The 14,411-nt window shown below is 48.5% G+C and carries 12 protein-coding genes; 7 read left to right on the top strand and 5 right to left on the bottom strand.

The genetic code is table 11. From position 1 onward, the window contains the following. Window positions 1-74: 74 nt before the first annotated feature. Window positions 75-989, top strand: a complete 915-nt coding sequence (locus tag CZ360_RS10440; RefSeq protein WP_077534146.1) for an ABC transporter ATP-binding protein — start codon at window positions 75-77, stop codon at window positions 987-989. Beyond that, entirely contained in the window at window positions 986-1,774 is a 789-nt protein-coding gene (locus tag CZ360_RS10435) for an ABC transporter permease family protein (protein WP_077534145.1), read from the top strand. Before CZ360_RS10440 ends, CZ360_RS10435 begins: the two co-directional genes overlap by 4 nt. A 97-nt stretch (window positions 1,775-1,871) precedes the next feature. On the opposite strand, the gene CZ360_RS10430 is transcribed toward CZ360_RS10435, so the two are convergent. From CZ360_RS10430 to CZ360_RS10410, 5 genes are all read right to left on the bottom strand, one after another. Further along, window positions 1,872-3,542 (bottom strand): thiamine pyrophosphate-dependent enzyme, encoded by a 1,671-nt coding sequence (locus CZ360_RS10430; protein WP_229408043.1) that lies wholly within the window; start codon window positions 3,540-3,542, stop codon window positions 1,872-1,874. 30 nt (window positions 3,543-3,572) lie between these two features. Then, complete coding sequence (locus CZ360_RS10425) at window positions 3,573-4,910, bottom strand: FAD-dependent oxidoreductase (protein ID WP_077534144.1); 1,338 nt, start codon at window positions 4,908-4,910, stop codon at window positions 3,573-3,575. Between the two features lie 133 nt (window positions 4,911-5,043). Continuing rightward, the gene (locus CZ360_RS10420; RefSeq protein ID WP_077534143.1) at window positions 5,044-6,378 is read right to left on the bottom strand and encodes an FAD-dependent oxidoreductase; all 1,335 of its coding nucleotides are present in this window, start codon (window positions 6,376-6,378) and stop codon (window positions 5,044-5,046) included. A gap of 48 nt (window positions 6,379-6,426) precedes the next feature. Beyond that, window positions 6,427-7,380: a D-2-hydroxyacid dehydrogenase gene (locus tag CZ360_RS10415; RefSeq protein ID WP_077534142.1), complete on the bottom strand. Its 954-nt coding sequence runs from the start codon at window positions 7,378-7,380 to the stop codon at window positions 6,427-6,429. Window positions 7,381-7,399: 19 nt separating this feature from the next. Continuing rightward, window positions 7,400-8,296, bottom strand: coding sequence for a sugar phosphate isomerase/epimerase family protein (locus CZ360_RS10410; RefSeq protein ID WP_077534141.1), 897 nt, complete (start codon window positions 8,294-8,296; stop codon window positions 7,400-7,402). A gap of 234 nt (window positions 8,297-8,530) precedes the next feature. Here CZ360_RS10410 and CZ360_RS10405 point away from each other — a divergent pair, with 234 nt between their 5' ends. The 5 genes from CZ360_RS10405 (at window position 8,531) to CZ360_RS10385 (ending at window position 14,407) form a co-directional block, all read left to right on the top strand. Next, window positions 8,531-9,331, top strand: coding sequence for an IclR family transcriptional regulator (locus CZ360_RS10405; RefSeq protein WP_077534140.1), 801 nt, complete (start codon window positions 8,531-8,533; stop codon window positions 9,329-9,331). 442 nt (window positions 9,332-9,773) lie between these two features. Continuing rightward, complete coding sequence (locus CZ360_RS10400) at window positions 9,774-11,153, top strand: ABC transporter substrate-binding protein (protein ID WP_159438239.1); 1,380 nt, start codon at window positions 9,774-9,776, stop codon at window positions 11,151-11,153. Window positions 11,154-11,226: 73 nt separating this feature from the next. Then, window positions 11,227-12,174, top strand: coding sequence for a carbohydrate ABC transporter permease (locus tag CZ360_RS10395; RefSeq protein WP_159438237.1), 948 nt, complete (start codon window positions 11,227-11,229; stop codon window positions 12,172-12,174). A gap of 18 nt (window positions 12,175-12,192) precedes the next feature. Further along, a complete protein-coding gene (locus CZ360_RS10390; RefSeq protein ID WP_229408042.1) occupies window positions 12,193-13,044 on the top strand; it encodes a carbohydrate ABC transporter permease in 852 nt (283 codons plus the stop codon). Window positions 13,045-13,072: 28 nt separating this feature from the next. Further along, the gene (locus CZ360_RS10385) at window positions 13,073-14,407 is read left to right on the top strand and encodes an FAD-dependent oxidoreductase (protein WP_077534137.1); all 1,335 of its coding nucleotides are present in this window, start codon (window positions 13,073-13,075) and stop codon (window positions 14,405-14,407) included. Window positions 14,408-14,411: the final 4 nt, after the last annotated feature.

Raw genomic sequence — 14,411 nt, 5'->3', positions numbered from 1 at the left:
AAAAATCTGCATAGATGTGGTAAAATACATTTAATCAAGAGCGATAAACCCTAATTTGATGAGGAGTGTTTGAAATGAATGCTGTTGCAATCGAAAGCTTGTCCAAACAATATCCCGGAGGCAAGCAAGCTCTGTCCCACATAGACATCACCCTAAAGCAGGGAGAGGTTTTCGGGTTCCTCGGGCCGAACGGGGCCGGCAAAACAACTACGGTTAAAATTCTGAATGGCATTCTCACCCCATCTGAGGGAAGCTGCCGGGTACTTGGCACAGACCCTGTAAAAAACCCAGAGAAGGTACATGCACTATCCGGCGTGGTAACAGAGCACGCACAGATGTATGATAATCTTACCGGCCTGCAGAACCTTGTATTCTATGGTTCCGTTTTTGGGCTGACCGCCTCGGAAAGTGAAAGGCGGGCCAACACACTTTTAGAGGAGCTGGAGCTAACAGAAGCTAAAGACCGGAAGCTAGCCGCCTATTCCACAGGGATGCGCCAGCGTTTGTCCCTTGCCCGCGCGCTGATTCACCAGCCCAAGGTGCTTTTTCTCGACGAGCCCACTTCCGGACTTGATCCGGAAAGCGCGCAGAATGTGAATCATCTGATCCGCAGACTGGCAGAAGAAGCAGGGATTACCGTTTTTTTATGCACCCATCAGCTTCGCTACGCCCAGGAAATCTGTACCCGTTATGGGCTGATTGACCGGGGCAAGCTGCTCGCCTCTGGATCTCTGGAGGAACTTCGCGCCGAAACCTCCTCCAGAATAGCGGTAAAGATACGGGCAAGCAGGATACCGGAATTGTTACCCTGCCGGAAAATCGGGGAACAGGAATTTGAAATTGAGATACAGTCAGAGAAAGAAATCCCCCGTATTGTCCGGCAGATCGTAGAGGACGGAGGCGATATCTATCAGGTTAATCCCAGACAGCCTTCCTTGGAGGATATCTATTTCACACTGACGTCCAAACAGAAGGAGGCAGAAGAATGAAAGAGGCTATGCGCGCAATTATCAAAAAGGATTTGAAGGGCATTACTGCAAACAAACGGCTGTTTTCCACCCTGTTGATTGTCCCGCTTGTCTTAACGATTGTGATGCCTACCATTTTTATCTTGGTTATTCATTTTGTACCGGAAGAAACTGATGATTTCCAGCAATTGCTGAAAATGCTGCCCATGGCAAAACAGACAGGGGATTTCAGCCTGACGGTTATCGGCCTGATTCTGAACTATATCCTGCCGGTATTTTTTCTCATGATCCCAATTATGACTGCTTCGATTATGGCGGCCAGCTCCTTTGTGGGAGAAAAGGAAAAGCATACGCTGGAAACACTGCTTTATTGCCCGCTCACCCTAAAGCAGATCTTCCGTTCCAAGGTATTTGCCTCTTTTTTGCTGAGCATGATCGTTTCCTTCTTTTCTTTTTTTACCATGCTGATCGTTTTGGAAGCGGAAATTCTTTTCTTCACCGGCAATCTAGTCCTTCCGGATGTAAACTGGCTCGTCATTATGCTGCTCATCTCGCCTGCTATTTCCCTGATCGCCATCACTCTGATTGTCCGTGGATCTGCCAAAGCGCAGTCTGTGGAAGAATCACAGCAGGGCGCGGTCTTTCTGATCCTTCCGATCATCCTCCTGGTGGTCGGGCAATTCACTGGAATCCTGCTGATCAGCTTCTGGATTCTGCTGGGGCTGGGCATCGTTTGCGCACTGCTTGCATGGCTCCTTTTAAAAAAATCAATGGGCAGATTTACCTATGAAATGCTTCTGCGTTAAAAAAACCGGCAAACCAAAAATTGGTTTGCCGGTTTTTATCGTTCCGTACTTTGATTTATATTTCAGAATGCCGAACAAGATGACTTAGCGGCGGAAATTAATAAACAAATTCCTTCACATTATCTAATGCTGTTCCCATGGAGCAGTCCACCTGCGGATCACAGACGATATCGATTACCGCAGGCTTCCCGCTGTCAACCGCACGCCCAAGAGCCGCAGGAATATCAACCGGATCAAATACCCGCTCCCCATAGCAGGCAAAGCCCTCTGCCACCTTAACATAATCGATCATCCCCTGGTTTTCAGACATTTCGACGGCATATTCGTATCCGTAAGCACCCTTCTGGTTCTGGCGGATCAGTCCCAGATAAGCATTATTTACGATCACTACAATAACCGGAACTTTATTTTTCGCGCATACCGCCAGCTCCTGTACATGGAAGGTGAAGCCGAAATCGCCCATAACGGCTACTGCACGTTTCCCTGTCGCGATGCTTGCGCCAAAAGCGGCCGGGATATCATATCCCAGTGTTCCGGAGCCGCCGGAAGGCAGGTATCCCCGAGGAATATTGATCTCCTGTAATTGCCCCGACCAAATTTGCGTAATTCCGCATCCGGTAGTAAAAATGGCGTCGTCCCCAAAGAACTGGTTCAGTTCCCGGAACACACGATGCGGATTAATCGGTTTGCAGTCATAATCCACCTTTCTCGCCAGTTCCTTTCTCAGGGCAGGAATCTGCGGCACGATTTCCGGATTGCCGAAAAGCTCTCTTGCTTTTGCTTCTTTCAGTAATGCTTCAATCGTCAGCTTGGCGTCCGCAACAATTCCAAGGTCGGCCTTCAGAATTTTCCCGATCTCCCAATCCGCGATATTGACATGAATAAACTTTCTTCCTTTGGTATAGGTCTCAATATTCCCAGTATGGCGGTCGCTGAACCTGCAGCCAATCCCGAGCACCAGGTCGGATTGCAGGAACACCTTATTTCCTATCGGCTGACCGACCTGAATCCCGCAATGTCCCGCATTTAATGGATGGTCTACCGGTATTCCTCCTTTTGCCATATAGGTTGTAATCACCGGAATATTGAGCTGTTCCGCCAAACGGACGCATTCCTCTGCCGCTTCTGCCAGGATGACCCCGCCGCCCATAATCATTACCGGACTCTTTGCCTCCTGAATCAGATCAAGCGCCTTAGAAATATCCTCTGGTTTCGGAGCCGGATTTTGGTAGGGCTGCGGCTTATATGAGGAAGGATCAAATTCGATCTCCGCGTTCTGGACATCGAGTGGAAGGTCTACCAACACAGGCCCCGGCTTTCCCTCCCGGGCAATCCGCATCGCTTCAGAAAAGACGGCCGGAATGTCTTCCGGATCGGTGACACAATAGGTTTTCTTGGCGACCGGTTCACAGATTTTTGCAATATCCACACACTGAAACGCATCTTTTCCAAGCTGCGCCCGAACGGCCTGGCCGGTAATTGCCAGGACCGGAATACTGTCAATATTACAGGTATAGATTCCGGTGACGAAATTAGTTGCTCCCGGCCCGGAGGTGCAGAGCGCAGCGGCCATCCGTCCGCTCGCCCTGAAATATGCCCCGGCCGCATGGACGCAGGCTTCTTCATGACGGTGGCAGTAGTGCCGGATATTCGCCTGCGCCATATACTTGTACAGCCCATTGATTCCCGCCCCGGGGATACCAAATGCATCAGTAATCCCTTCCGCCTCCATAATTTTTACAATTGCCTCTGATGCTTTCATTTTCATAACTACTTCTCCTTTGTCCTTTCTCATAAATTATTTTATTTTTACGCCCTGGTGCCTTAGTTCCCGTTGCAAATCGGCAATATTGACGTTCCGGGAAGATACGTTTTCCTTGATCGCCACTGCGCTGGCTGTCCCGGCAGCCTGGCCGGTTACCATAGCAAAATTCACCATCCGAGAAATCCCATAACAGCGCCGTTGTGCAGAGACACAGCGCCCCGCGACCAAAAGATTCTCCACTGTCTGCGGCACTGTAATCCGGTATGGCACCTGGAAATGACGGTCTGTAGAAGCAGGGATAGTTCCCTCTGCGCCATCGCAGCAGAAGGGGTATACCCCGATGGATTCCGGGCTTGACTTTGATTCAAAGATATCATGCAGATTCAGCGTATACTCCCCTACAATCCGCCTGGTTTCCCGAACACCGAGTCCCATGGAGAAGTAGCGCAGCCGGGCATGCTCCATGCCTGGGGCGTACTTCCGGTAGATCGGGATCGTTTTCATGATAGCCTCTCGTCCGAGGATTTCCGCCTGGGTCAGGCTGATGACGTCTGTCCCGTCCACCGGCAGCTGCGTCTGGTTGAGAGCCGGGAGAGCGTCCGGTTCCACCATGTTATAAACAAAACCCTTGCGCATCCCCTCCGGCACAGGAATCCCGTCGCGTTCCGCTTCATCCAGATAACGGTGGCACAGCCGGTGAAGAATGGGGTGCCGGGACATGGGATCGCGGTCTACATCTTCAATAAAGCGTTTTGTATCAACATTGCTCAGCCCGTAAACAATCGTGCCGTTATATAGCTGATCAGCCGGAATTGATCCGGTTGGTTCCTCCGCACTGACAAAGGCGGCGCCTGCTCTTGCCGCAATATCCGCATCCCCGGTACAGTCCACCACTCTTTTTGCCAAAACCGCCTGTCTGCCCGACTTTGACTCCGTGACAATTCCGACGATCCGGTCGCCGTCCATCATAGGAGAAACTCCCAGGCAGTGCAGAATAGAAACCGCCCCATTTTCTTCCATTAACTCATCCGCAACATATTTTAAGGCTTCCGTATCATATGCCCTGCCCGTACCGGGACGGAAAAAGCAGTGCTGGCTGAGTCCCGCCTTAACCAAACGGTCATCCAGCTCTGCGAAAATACCACCTGGCATGACAGCCTTCTCATCCCGCCACCATGCCGGCGTTTCCATCGAACAGGTCGTTAAAATACCGCCCAGGCATCCATAGCGTTCTACAACAATTGTTTTAGCCCCTGTACGCGCCGCACCAACAGCGGCCGCAATCCCGGCAGGGCCGCCTCCAACGACAAGAACGTCGCACTCGGCAAGAACCGGAATTTGCGCCGCCGGTTCAAAAATCGACTGGTTCATTGTTATGATCATTCCTTTCTTGGGAATTGTACAGTTCTCGTATAGCCAACATGGCGGTGATATCTCTGCCGCCAAGGCACAAAACCGTGTTTGAAAATTTATTTTTCAAGCTATCCCGCATTTCAGCAGCCATCTAAAATACTCTGACACCCTGGCGTTCCAGCTCCTGCTGAACCGAGCTGACCGAAACATCCCGGCTGTTCGTATCCTGCTGGATGGAAAGCGCGCTCGCAGCTCCGGCCGCCTGCCCGGTTACCATGCAAAAGTCCATCTGCCGCGTGGTCGGGACAGCATCCCTTGTACAGGCTACGCATCGTCCCGCGCACAGCAGATTTTCCACCTTCCTCGGAACAATAATCCGAAACGGTACCTGGAAGTATTCATCGGTATAGGGGATTTTTTTCACATTTTCCCCGTCCATATAGATTGGGAAAATGCCTACTGTATCCTCAAACCGTTCGCCGTCTAAAATCTCCCGTCCGGTAATCATATGCTCTGACACCATCCTCCGGGTTTCCCGGATGCCGACGGTCATTGCAAAATTTCTCAGCTTTGCCTCTCCAAGCCCTTCCTCTTTTCCATACCTATGGAACCGGTCAATGACCTTCATAACCTCTTTACGCAGCTTGATTTCCGACCTGGTCAGGCTGAGTACATCCGTCCCGTCTACATCCCGGTCCCAGGTAGCCAGGTTAACATTGATATCGGAAGGCGGCATCGGTGTATAGAACATTCTGTTCAGGCTGTTTTCAAGCGGTTTCTCTCCTGCGTCAACCGCTTTTTGGAATGTTTTGTAAAAAAGCTTATGTACATAGGGATCGCGGCTCATGGGATCTTCGTCCATCGCGGCTTCCAGCTTGGGAATATCCACATTTGTCAGGAAAAATTTCAATGTACCCGCAAAAAGCTTTTCGCTGTTTTTGCCTCCCTTTTCATACGGAGCACCTGCGCGGGCCATGATGTCACCGTCTCCGGTACAGTCGATTACCCGCTTTGCCAAAATCGCCGTCCGTCCGGATTTGGACTCGGTAATCACGCCGCATACAGTGTTTCCCTCCATATAGGGAATTGTACCCAGGCAATGGTAGATCGGTGTGATATGGTAATCTTTTATTAGCTGATCCGCCATATATTTATATACTTCCGTATCATAGGCATATCCAATGGAAGGCCGGAAGGATGTCTGAGCTGCCGCGTCAAGGGCCAGCATCCTCTTCTCGATTTCCGCTATAACGCCGCCCGGCATTGTCGTTTTTTCCTGCCGGTACCAGGATGGCGGTTCCACTGCGCCAACCGTAATATTCCCCCCCAGGCAGCCATATTGCTCTACAATAACCGTATCCGCGCCGGCCTTCGCCGCGCCGACGGCTGCTGCTATTCCGGCCGGTCCGCCGCCCACTACCAGTACATCACATTCCATCAATACCGGTATTTCGTGCGCGCAGTCCAGGACTGTTTTCTCATTCATCTTGCATACACCCCTTCCCTGTTTTTAAAACAGGTCATCATCAAATTATTAGTTCACACGATTCTGGCAGTTTCCCTCCATAAATTTTCGGAGGTTGTCAACTGCAATATCCATCAACCGCTGGCGGCTCTCCTTTGAAGCCCAGGAAATATGCGGCGTAATCAGGCAATTTTTTGCCGAAAGCAGCGGATTATCCGGACGGACAGGTTCCTCTGACAAAACGTCCAACCCGGCTGCAGAAACCTTTCCTGCATTCAGGGCATCCGCCAGATCCTGTTCGACAATCAGCGGCCCGCGCGCATTGTTAAGGATTATTACTCCATCCTTCATGCCGGCAATACTTTTCCGATTGATAATCCCCTCCGTAGAAGGGAGAAGCGGGCAATGGAGCGAGATGACGTCCGCGCGCGCAAGCAGCTCATCAAAGGATACATATTCGCCGAGCTCTCTGCCTGATTCGTTTTCCATTTCGTCAAAGGCAAGGATCTTCATCCCTAATGCCCTGGCAATCCTCGCCGTCGCCTGCCCGATTCTTCCAAAGCCGATGATGCCCATTGTTTTTCCCTGCAACTCGATTAACGGATAGTCCCAAAAGCACCAGTCAGGGCTGCTGCTCCATCGGCCCTGATGGACTGTTTCGCTGTGATATGCCACGTGATGGCAGATTTCCAGCAGCATGGCAATAGCAAACTGGGCAACCGCCGCTGTGCCATAGGACGGAATATTACAGACCGGAATCCCCCGTTCCCCTGCCGCTTCAGTGTCGACCACATTATATCCGGTCGCCAAGACGCCGATATACCGAATCGACGGACAGCTTTGCAGAATTTCCCGAGTTAACGGAACCTTGTTGACAATAACCGCTTCGGCTTCTCCGATCCGCTCTATAATTAACTCCTTCGGCGTGCGGTCATAAACTGTCAGTTCTCCAAGCTGTTCCAATCCGTTCCAGCTCAAATCTCCCGGATTTTCGGTATAGCCGTCTAACACTACAATTTTCATTCCTTTTTCCTCCTTTCTCTCAGTCTTCCAGCAGTGCCCACGCACGGTTAATTACCCTTTTGGTGTTTGCAAGGATAACGTCCGCATCTTCATCCGCCCACGGTTTTACCTCAAAGGAGAGGACATACGGCTGTTCTGGGCAGAAGAAGCCCTCCTCCTTCAGTACGCGGAAAAAGTCCAGAAGCTCCGGCACATCATTCGCACTGTCCGGGAAGCCGAACCGCGGATGCTGGTCGCCGTATGCCTCATATCCCGGTTTGACAACGGCGTTGCCAATATGGAAATGTGTAATATAGGGACGCAGGGTACGGATCACGAACCTGCTGGTTTCATAGGTTGTCGGGAAATGACTCAGATCTACCAATAGCCCGAAGTTATTATGCGTTGTGCGCATCTCCTCGGCAAATTTTCCCGCATACGGCGCAGGGCCAATCAGAGCCGCCTTATCCATGTCAAAATCAAATACTTCCAGTTCAACTGTCATCTCTTTAGTCTTTGCGTAATCACAGACAGCACGGGTCGTCTTTAGCAGTTGTTTAAAGGCTTCCGTTTTCGTCTGAGTCTCCCATTTTCCCGCCAAAAACGCGATACCCTTTGCACCGAGCTGTTCTGCTTCATCAATTGCTTCCAACAGGGTTTTCTCCGCCAGCAAGCGCTTTTCCTCTACAAGATCGTTTGGATTCAGCTTTGGTCCCAGCAGCCGGGGCTGCGCGCCGTAGCAGACCTTTAAATGCGCCTGGGAAAGCAGTGCTGCCGCAGCGCTCCTAGCTTGATCATCCGGAAAACGGCACACCTCCACCGCGTCAAAAAATTCATCACAGGCGATTTTTTTCAGTGACGACATGACCTCTTCATTCGGAAAGCTCATCCATTGGATGGTTCCGACCTGAAAAAACTTATGAATTGACTCTTTCATGAAAATCTCCTCCTTTAATTTTATTTATTAAAATTATATTTTATTTATTGATTTCAAAATTAGAGTATCACAATCAAAACGATTTGTAAAGTAGTTTTTTCGTATTTTATTTTTTAAAATTATATTTCGATTTATTGAAATTCATGTGCAATATGACTATTGAAAAAATTTCTCTTTTGATTTACACTATAATTGACAAAATATTAGAAATGGTGATTACTGGAGGATTTATGCATGAAACAATCTGATAAGCCGACCGCAAAAAATTTCTCAGCGGAAAAGACAATGAGAATTATCGAACTACTTGCCCGCAACCGCGAGCCAATGCGGCTCCAGGATATTGCACAGGCTCTGGAATCAAATTCCAGCACAGTACTGCGTTTTCTTGTTTCCCTTGAAGACTGCGGATATGTCGCGCAAAATCCCTCCACCCTGCAATACTACCTGACCTTTAAAATCTGTTCTGTTGCTAATATGGTCAGCGCGGAAATCCGTCTATTTGATTTTGCGCAATCCTATATGAAGCAAATCTCAGAACGATTTGGCGAATCCGTCTGCCTGGCGATTGAAGAGGATATGACGGTAGTATATATCGGCTTTATCTCAGGGCCAGACCAGATGCTGCGCACCATGCAGAGGATCGGAAGCCGCGCGCCCATGCATTGTACCGGCGTTGGCAAGCTTCTTTTGCTGGATCATGATGAAGGATATATCAATAAACTGATTGCCGAAAAGGGGCTTCCGTCCTTTACAGAAAACACCATCACAACCAAGGGGCAGCTGATGGAAGCACTGCAGGCCGCGAGGAAGAACCAGTATGCGTTCGACAACGAGGAATGTGAGATCGGCGCCCGCTGTATCGCTGTTCCAATCCGGGATTACACCCAAAAAATCATCGCCGGACTCAGCGTGACCGGGCCGATCTTTCGAATGACAGATGAAAAAATCGAGGAAAACCTGGACTTCCTAATCCAAATTGCGGATAAAATCTCCCAACTGCTGGGCTCTAACACCTTTATCCGTTCCAAAAATTAACCGATAAAACAAAAAAAGAGGGTATGCTTTTTGCATACCCTCTTTTTTTGTTCTATTATTGATTTTCGCATAATATTTTTATATAACAAAAGTAAATTTCTTATAATAAAATATTTTTTTGATGAAATTAACAAAAATATCTTTACAAACAAATATTATTATGCTATTATGATAATCAGAAAAATCGATATCGAATTTTAATTATCAAAATTCATTGAAATCCACACTCTCCAAAGCAATAAAAATTGCGGAATCAATCATAATTTACTGGGCTTGTCTCATAAAATCTCTTGAAGCTAAAAATGTTAATGCCGGCAAATATCTTTTTTATGCCAGAGGGATTTCGTCATCTTCAGTCGATTCTGAAAGAGTTAGGGTTTCAATGCAATCGGTAAAAAAGCAACCATTCAAAAAGTCTTATATTCATGAAGGAGGCAGACAAATGAATAAAAAACTGATGTCAATTATTTTGGCGGCCGGTATGGCGGTTGGAATGATGGCCGGATGCGGTGATTTTTCTGATCAACCGGAAACAAGCGAAGGAGGAACTACCGCAGACGGAAAAACAGAGGTTATCTTCTATCACTGGACACCAATCCCCGAAATGGAGCTCATGGAGAAAACCTTCAATGAGACCCACGATGACATTCATCTTACATACAAACCAATTCCTGACTCGCCTGACGCAATGATCAAGATGAACACCATGCTGATGGCTAATGAACCGATGGATGTTACTTCGCAATGGTCTACCGACCATCTGCAGCTCAGGGTAGAAAACAATCTGCTGGAAGGTTTAGACCAATACTTTGAGAAAAACGGTCTCGATTACGCCGAGGTGTTCGGATCAGCCGCCAGTGAAATCACCACAATCAACGGCTACCACTACTCCATGCCTTATGCAAACAAATTATATGCTGTTATGTATAACAAATCCATCTTTGATGAGGCTGGGGTTGCCTATCCGGAAGAGGGATGGACCTGGGATGAATTTGATGAGATTGCCAAAAAGGTTTCCTCCGGTGAAGGTGTCAACCGTGTATACGGAACCTGTCTGATGCCAAAGGAAACCTGGTACTACCGCGCCAGCCTGAAATTAGGACTCAACGCCATGTACAAGGAAGATGGAAGCGCCAGCAACTTTGACGATCCGGCCTTCCTGGAAAGCCTGCAGTGGTTGTACGACCTTCAGGAAGCAGGTGCTCAGAAACCATTTAATGAGTTTGCAGAGGCTAGCTTAGACGCAAATGCGAACCGCACCGCTCTGTTCTATAAGGGTGGATACGCGATGGACATCGTTCCTACCTTTAATATTTCCAACTGGGGCTCCCTACCGGATAACGCTCATGATTTTGAGGTTGGTATTGTTACCATGCCGGTAGAAAAGAAAGGCGATCCGTTGCAGACCATGTACGAATTCAGTGACCTGAGCATGGTAGCAAGCAGCAAAAATAAAGACGCTGCCTTTGAATTCATGAAATGGTACTGTATCGAACGTCCTGACGTCTGCGTAGCAGAAAAATATATGCAGCCGACCGCTTCATACTTCCCGTCAGAAGAGATTGAACAGATCTGTATTGACAAAATTTATTCCTGCGAGGGAGTCAGCACAGATGAAATGCTGCACGCTTTCACCAGTCCGGAAAGCGAAATCGCGCGTATTCCTGGCTTTAAATTTACAACAATTGCAACCGCGCAGTCAGAGGTTGTAGGCGAAATGGATAAGCAGATTGAACAGGTGTTCTTTAATGAAAAAACACCGGAGGAAGCGATCAAAGACCTGAAAGCAAATGCAGACGAACTGATTGCAAAAGCAAAATAATTTTATTCACCTGGTCAAACGGGAACCAGTTCCCGTTTGACCAGAGAAGTTTTATCACATAGGGGGTGATGGTGTGGCGACAGCAACGAAATTAGACCGTCACGCAATAACCAATCTGAATAGACTGGTTGCGAAGAGAAGCATTCGCAGAAGCACACTGATTGGTTGGTGCTTTCTGCTGCCGAGCTTTATTGGATTTGTCATTTTCCGCTTTCTGCCAATCATCTGTTCTTTTTTATTGGGATTTACCGAGTGGAACCTAGTTTCCGGTTTTTCGGGCATCCGCTTTGCCGGAATAGACAATTTTATAGAGCTTTTTCATAACGATACCTTTTTGACTTCCCTGTTGAACACCTTGCAATATGCGGTAATCGTTGTCCCGTTCACCGTAGCGCTGGCGTTGATCTTTGCCGTTATTATCAACGACAAAATTCATTGCAGAAGCCTGGTACGTCTGATGATTTATATGCCGTATATTTCTTCGATGGTCGCAGTGGCCATGGTCTGGACGAGTTTATATTCTCCTAACTATGGGCCGATCAACAGCGTATTGAAAAGCATTGGGATCGAAAATGTACCCGGATGGATTACATCCTCCAATTCTGCCCTGCCCGCTTTGATGATCATCGGAGTCTGGCAAGCTGTCGGGTATTATATGGTGCTGTTTATCGCCGGCCTGCAATGTATCCCCGCGAGTCTTTATGAGGCTGCGGAAATCGATGGGGCGAACGCGATCCAGTGTTTCTTTAAAATCACCATTCCAATGGTTTCGCCAACCACCTTTTTTGTTTTAATTAACTGCATTATCGGCTCGTTTAATGTATTTACACTGGTAAAAACCATGACAACCGGCGGGCCGGGCGACTCCACAATGGTAACTGTATACTATGTTTATGAGCAGGCGGTGGAATACAATAAAATCGGATACGCGTGCAGCGCCTCGATTATCCTGTTTCTCTTTGTGTTCATCATCACCTTCATACAGCTTAAATTCTCGGACAGATGGGTCCATGAAGGATAAACAGAAGGAGGTTTTGCGATGCGTACCAAAGCCCATATGGGTTTAAAAGGAAAAAAGGTCGTTAAGCTGCTTCTGACAATCCTGATGCTGCTTGTCGGCCTGACCATGATTCTGCCATTTGTATGGATGCTGTCAGCATCCTTTAAACCGGAAAGCGACATTTTTACCTTTCCGATCCAGTGGATTCCAAAAGACCCGATTCTTTCCAACTATACAAACGTCTGGTCTGGAATCCTACCCTTTTATCAGTACTATGGCAACACAGTTTATGTAACAATTTTATCCACGATCGGCGGGGTAATTACCAGCCTGCTGTCTGGATATGCCTTTGCAAGAATCAATTTTAAAGGAAAGAATATCATCTTTCTGCTTTATCTTGCCACACTGATGTTTCCGAACACAATGCTCCTGGTTCCGCGTTTGGTTATCTATCGTTTCCTGGGGATTTACAATACCTTCTGGGCGTTGATTCTTCCAAACAGTATTTCAACCTTCGGAACTTTTCTGCTCAAGCAATACTTCTCTTCCCTGCCGAGCGAGCTTTTTGAGGCAGGTAAAATCGACGGTTGTAATGAATTCCGGCTTTTCTGGCGGATTGCTGTCCCTCTTGTTTCCGCCGGAATCGCAGCGTTTACAGTGTTCACCTTTGTTTTCTGCTGGAACGACTATGAAAATCCGCTGATGTTTATTACCGACCGTCACCTCTATACTATCCCGCTGGGCGTCATGGAATTTAAGGGGTTGAAGACAAGCAGCATCGGATATATCATGGCAGGCTCCGTCCTGTCTCTGATTCCAATCTTTATCCTGTTTATCAGTGCGCAAAAGTACTTTGTCAAGGGGATTGCAACAACAGGGATTAAGGATTAGTCTTACGGAATGAGAGGAAAATGAGAAAATGAATGAAACAATGACCGAGCCCTCACGCCAAACTCCAGTTCTGGCGTCAGCAGATGTCCTGGTAATCGGCGGAGGGCCGGCAGGAATTTCCGCAGCAATCGGCGCGGCGGATGCCGGTGCTTCTGTCATCATCGCAGAGCGCTACGGCTTTTTAGGCGGAATCCCGGCAATCTGTAATATGGAACCGTCATCCTGGTGCCGGCAAAAGAATACGGTAATGCCCGGCGGCGTACAGGCACTGCTGGAAAAAAAGATGCTTGCGTATGGCGCGGCGGAGGAGCCGCTTTTTCAGCCCTCCGCCTCCTATAACTACGATACAGAAATGCTCAAATTCGTGGTGGACGAACTGATGGAGGAACACCATATCCGGCCTGTCTATCATTGCCTTGTCACAGAGCCATACATAGAAAGCGGCGCAATCAAAGGTGTTTTTATCGAATCAAAATCCGGCAGGCAGGCCCTGCTTGGAAAACGGGTGGTAGACTGCACCGGCGACGCGGATATTGCCGCCCTATGCGGCGCTCCGTTCGAAAAATGCAATCTTGGAAGAGACGAAAAGGAGGATATGATGTATGGAACGCTGATTTTCGGTGCTTCCAATGTCGATATATCCAAAGTTCGTGACAACCTGAGTATACACCCGGAAATGCTGGATCGTGTCCGGCATGAATTCATCAGCGACGGTTTTTCAAAAGCGCGTGCAGATCATTATCCAATCCCACCGAACGGTTTTCAAAATCAGGTTATTTTCAACCGGATGACCCGGGGAGAAGTGACCGCTATTAACCGGGTTCGGGTTCCCGTTGACGGGAACGACGTGCTCAGCCTCACCCAGGCTGAAATCCTTTCCCGGAAGGAGGCGCTGGATACTCTGGAGCTTCTGCGCAGATATGAGCCTGGCTTTGAAGATGCAACTCTTCGCCAGTTTGCCACAGCCGTAGGCGTTCGGGAAACAAGGCGCATCATCGGGAATTACCAGCTCACGCTGGAGGACATCATCGGCGAACGGAAATTTGATGATTCAGTCGGCGTATATCCGGTCTGTATGGACGGGCCGAAGCTGTGCAGGTCTGCGATGACAAACGCCCATTTTCAGATTCCCTACCGTATTATGATCCCTCAGGCGGTTGACAACCTGCTGGTCGCAGGCAGGTCTGTTTCTGCCACAAAGGACGCGACCCACACCACGCGAGGCGTAGATTTTTGTATGATTACCGGCCAGGCCGCAGGTATCGCCTGCGCACTGTCAATCAAAGACGGCCTGCCGGTTCGGAATGTTCCAGTCAGCCGGCTGCAGGAGATATTACAGCATCAGGGAGTCCGGATTTCTTAGTTTC

The sequence above is a fragment of the Massiliimalia massiliensis genome, from assembly GCF_900155615.1.
Taxonomy (GTDB): domain Bacteria; phylum Bacillota; class Clostridia; order Oscillospirales; family Ruminococcaceae; genus Massiliimalia; species Massiliimalia massiliensis.
This window is presented reverse-complemented; position numbering and strand designations above follow the sequence as displayed.

Bases quoted from the DNA above. Each gene is read 5' to 3' on its own strand.
- CZ360_RS10440 (WP_077534146.1), top strand. From the start codon at position 75: ATGAATGCTGTTGCAATCGAAAGCTTGTCCAAACAATATCCCGGAGGC.
- CZ360_RS10400 (WP_159438239.1), top strand. From the start codon at position 9,774: ATGAATAAAAAACTGATGTCAATTATTTTGGCGGCCGGTATGGCGGTT.
- CZ360_RS10385 (WP_077534137.1), top strand. From the start codon at position 13,073: ATGAATGAAACAATGACCGAGCCCTCACGCCAAACTCCAGTTCTGGCG.
- CZ360_RS10420 (WP_077534143.1), bottom strand. From the start codon at position 6,378: ATGAATGAGAAAACAGTCCTGGACTGCGCGCACGAAATACCGGTATTG.
- CZ360_RS10415 (WP_077534142.1), bottom strand. From the start codon at position 7,380: ATGAAAATTGTAGTGTTAGACGGCTATACCGAAAATCCGGGAGATTTG.
- CZ360_RS10390 (WP_229408042.1), top strand. From the start codon at position 12,193: ATGCGTACCAAAGCCCATATGGGTTTAAAAGGAAAAAAGGTCGTTAAG.
- CZ360_RS10410 (WP_077534141.1), bottom strand. From the start codon at position 8,296: ATGAAAGAGTCAATTCATAAGTTTTTTCAGGTCGGAACCATCCAATGG.
- CZ360_RS10405 (WP_077534140.1), top strand. From the start codon at position 8,531: ATGAAACAATCTGATAAGCCGACCGCAAAAAATTTCTCAGCGGAAAAG.
- CZ360_RS10435 (WP_077534145.1), top strand. From the start codon at position 986: ATGAAAGAGGCTATGCGCGCAATTATCAAAAAGGATTTGAAGGGCATT.
- CZ360_RS10430 (WP_229408043.1), bottom strand. From the start codon at position 3,542: ATGAAAATGAAAGCATCAGAGGCAATTGTAAAAATTATGGAGGCGGAA.
- CZ360_RS10425 (WP_077534144.1), bottom strand. From the start codon at position 4,910: ATGAACCAGTCGATTTTTGAACCGGCGGCGCAAATTCCGGTTCTTGCC.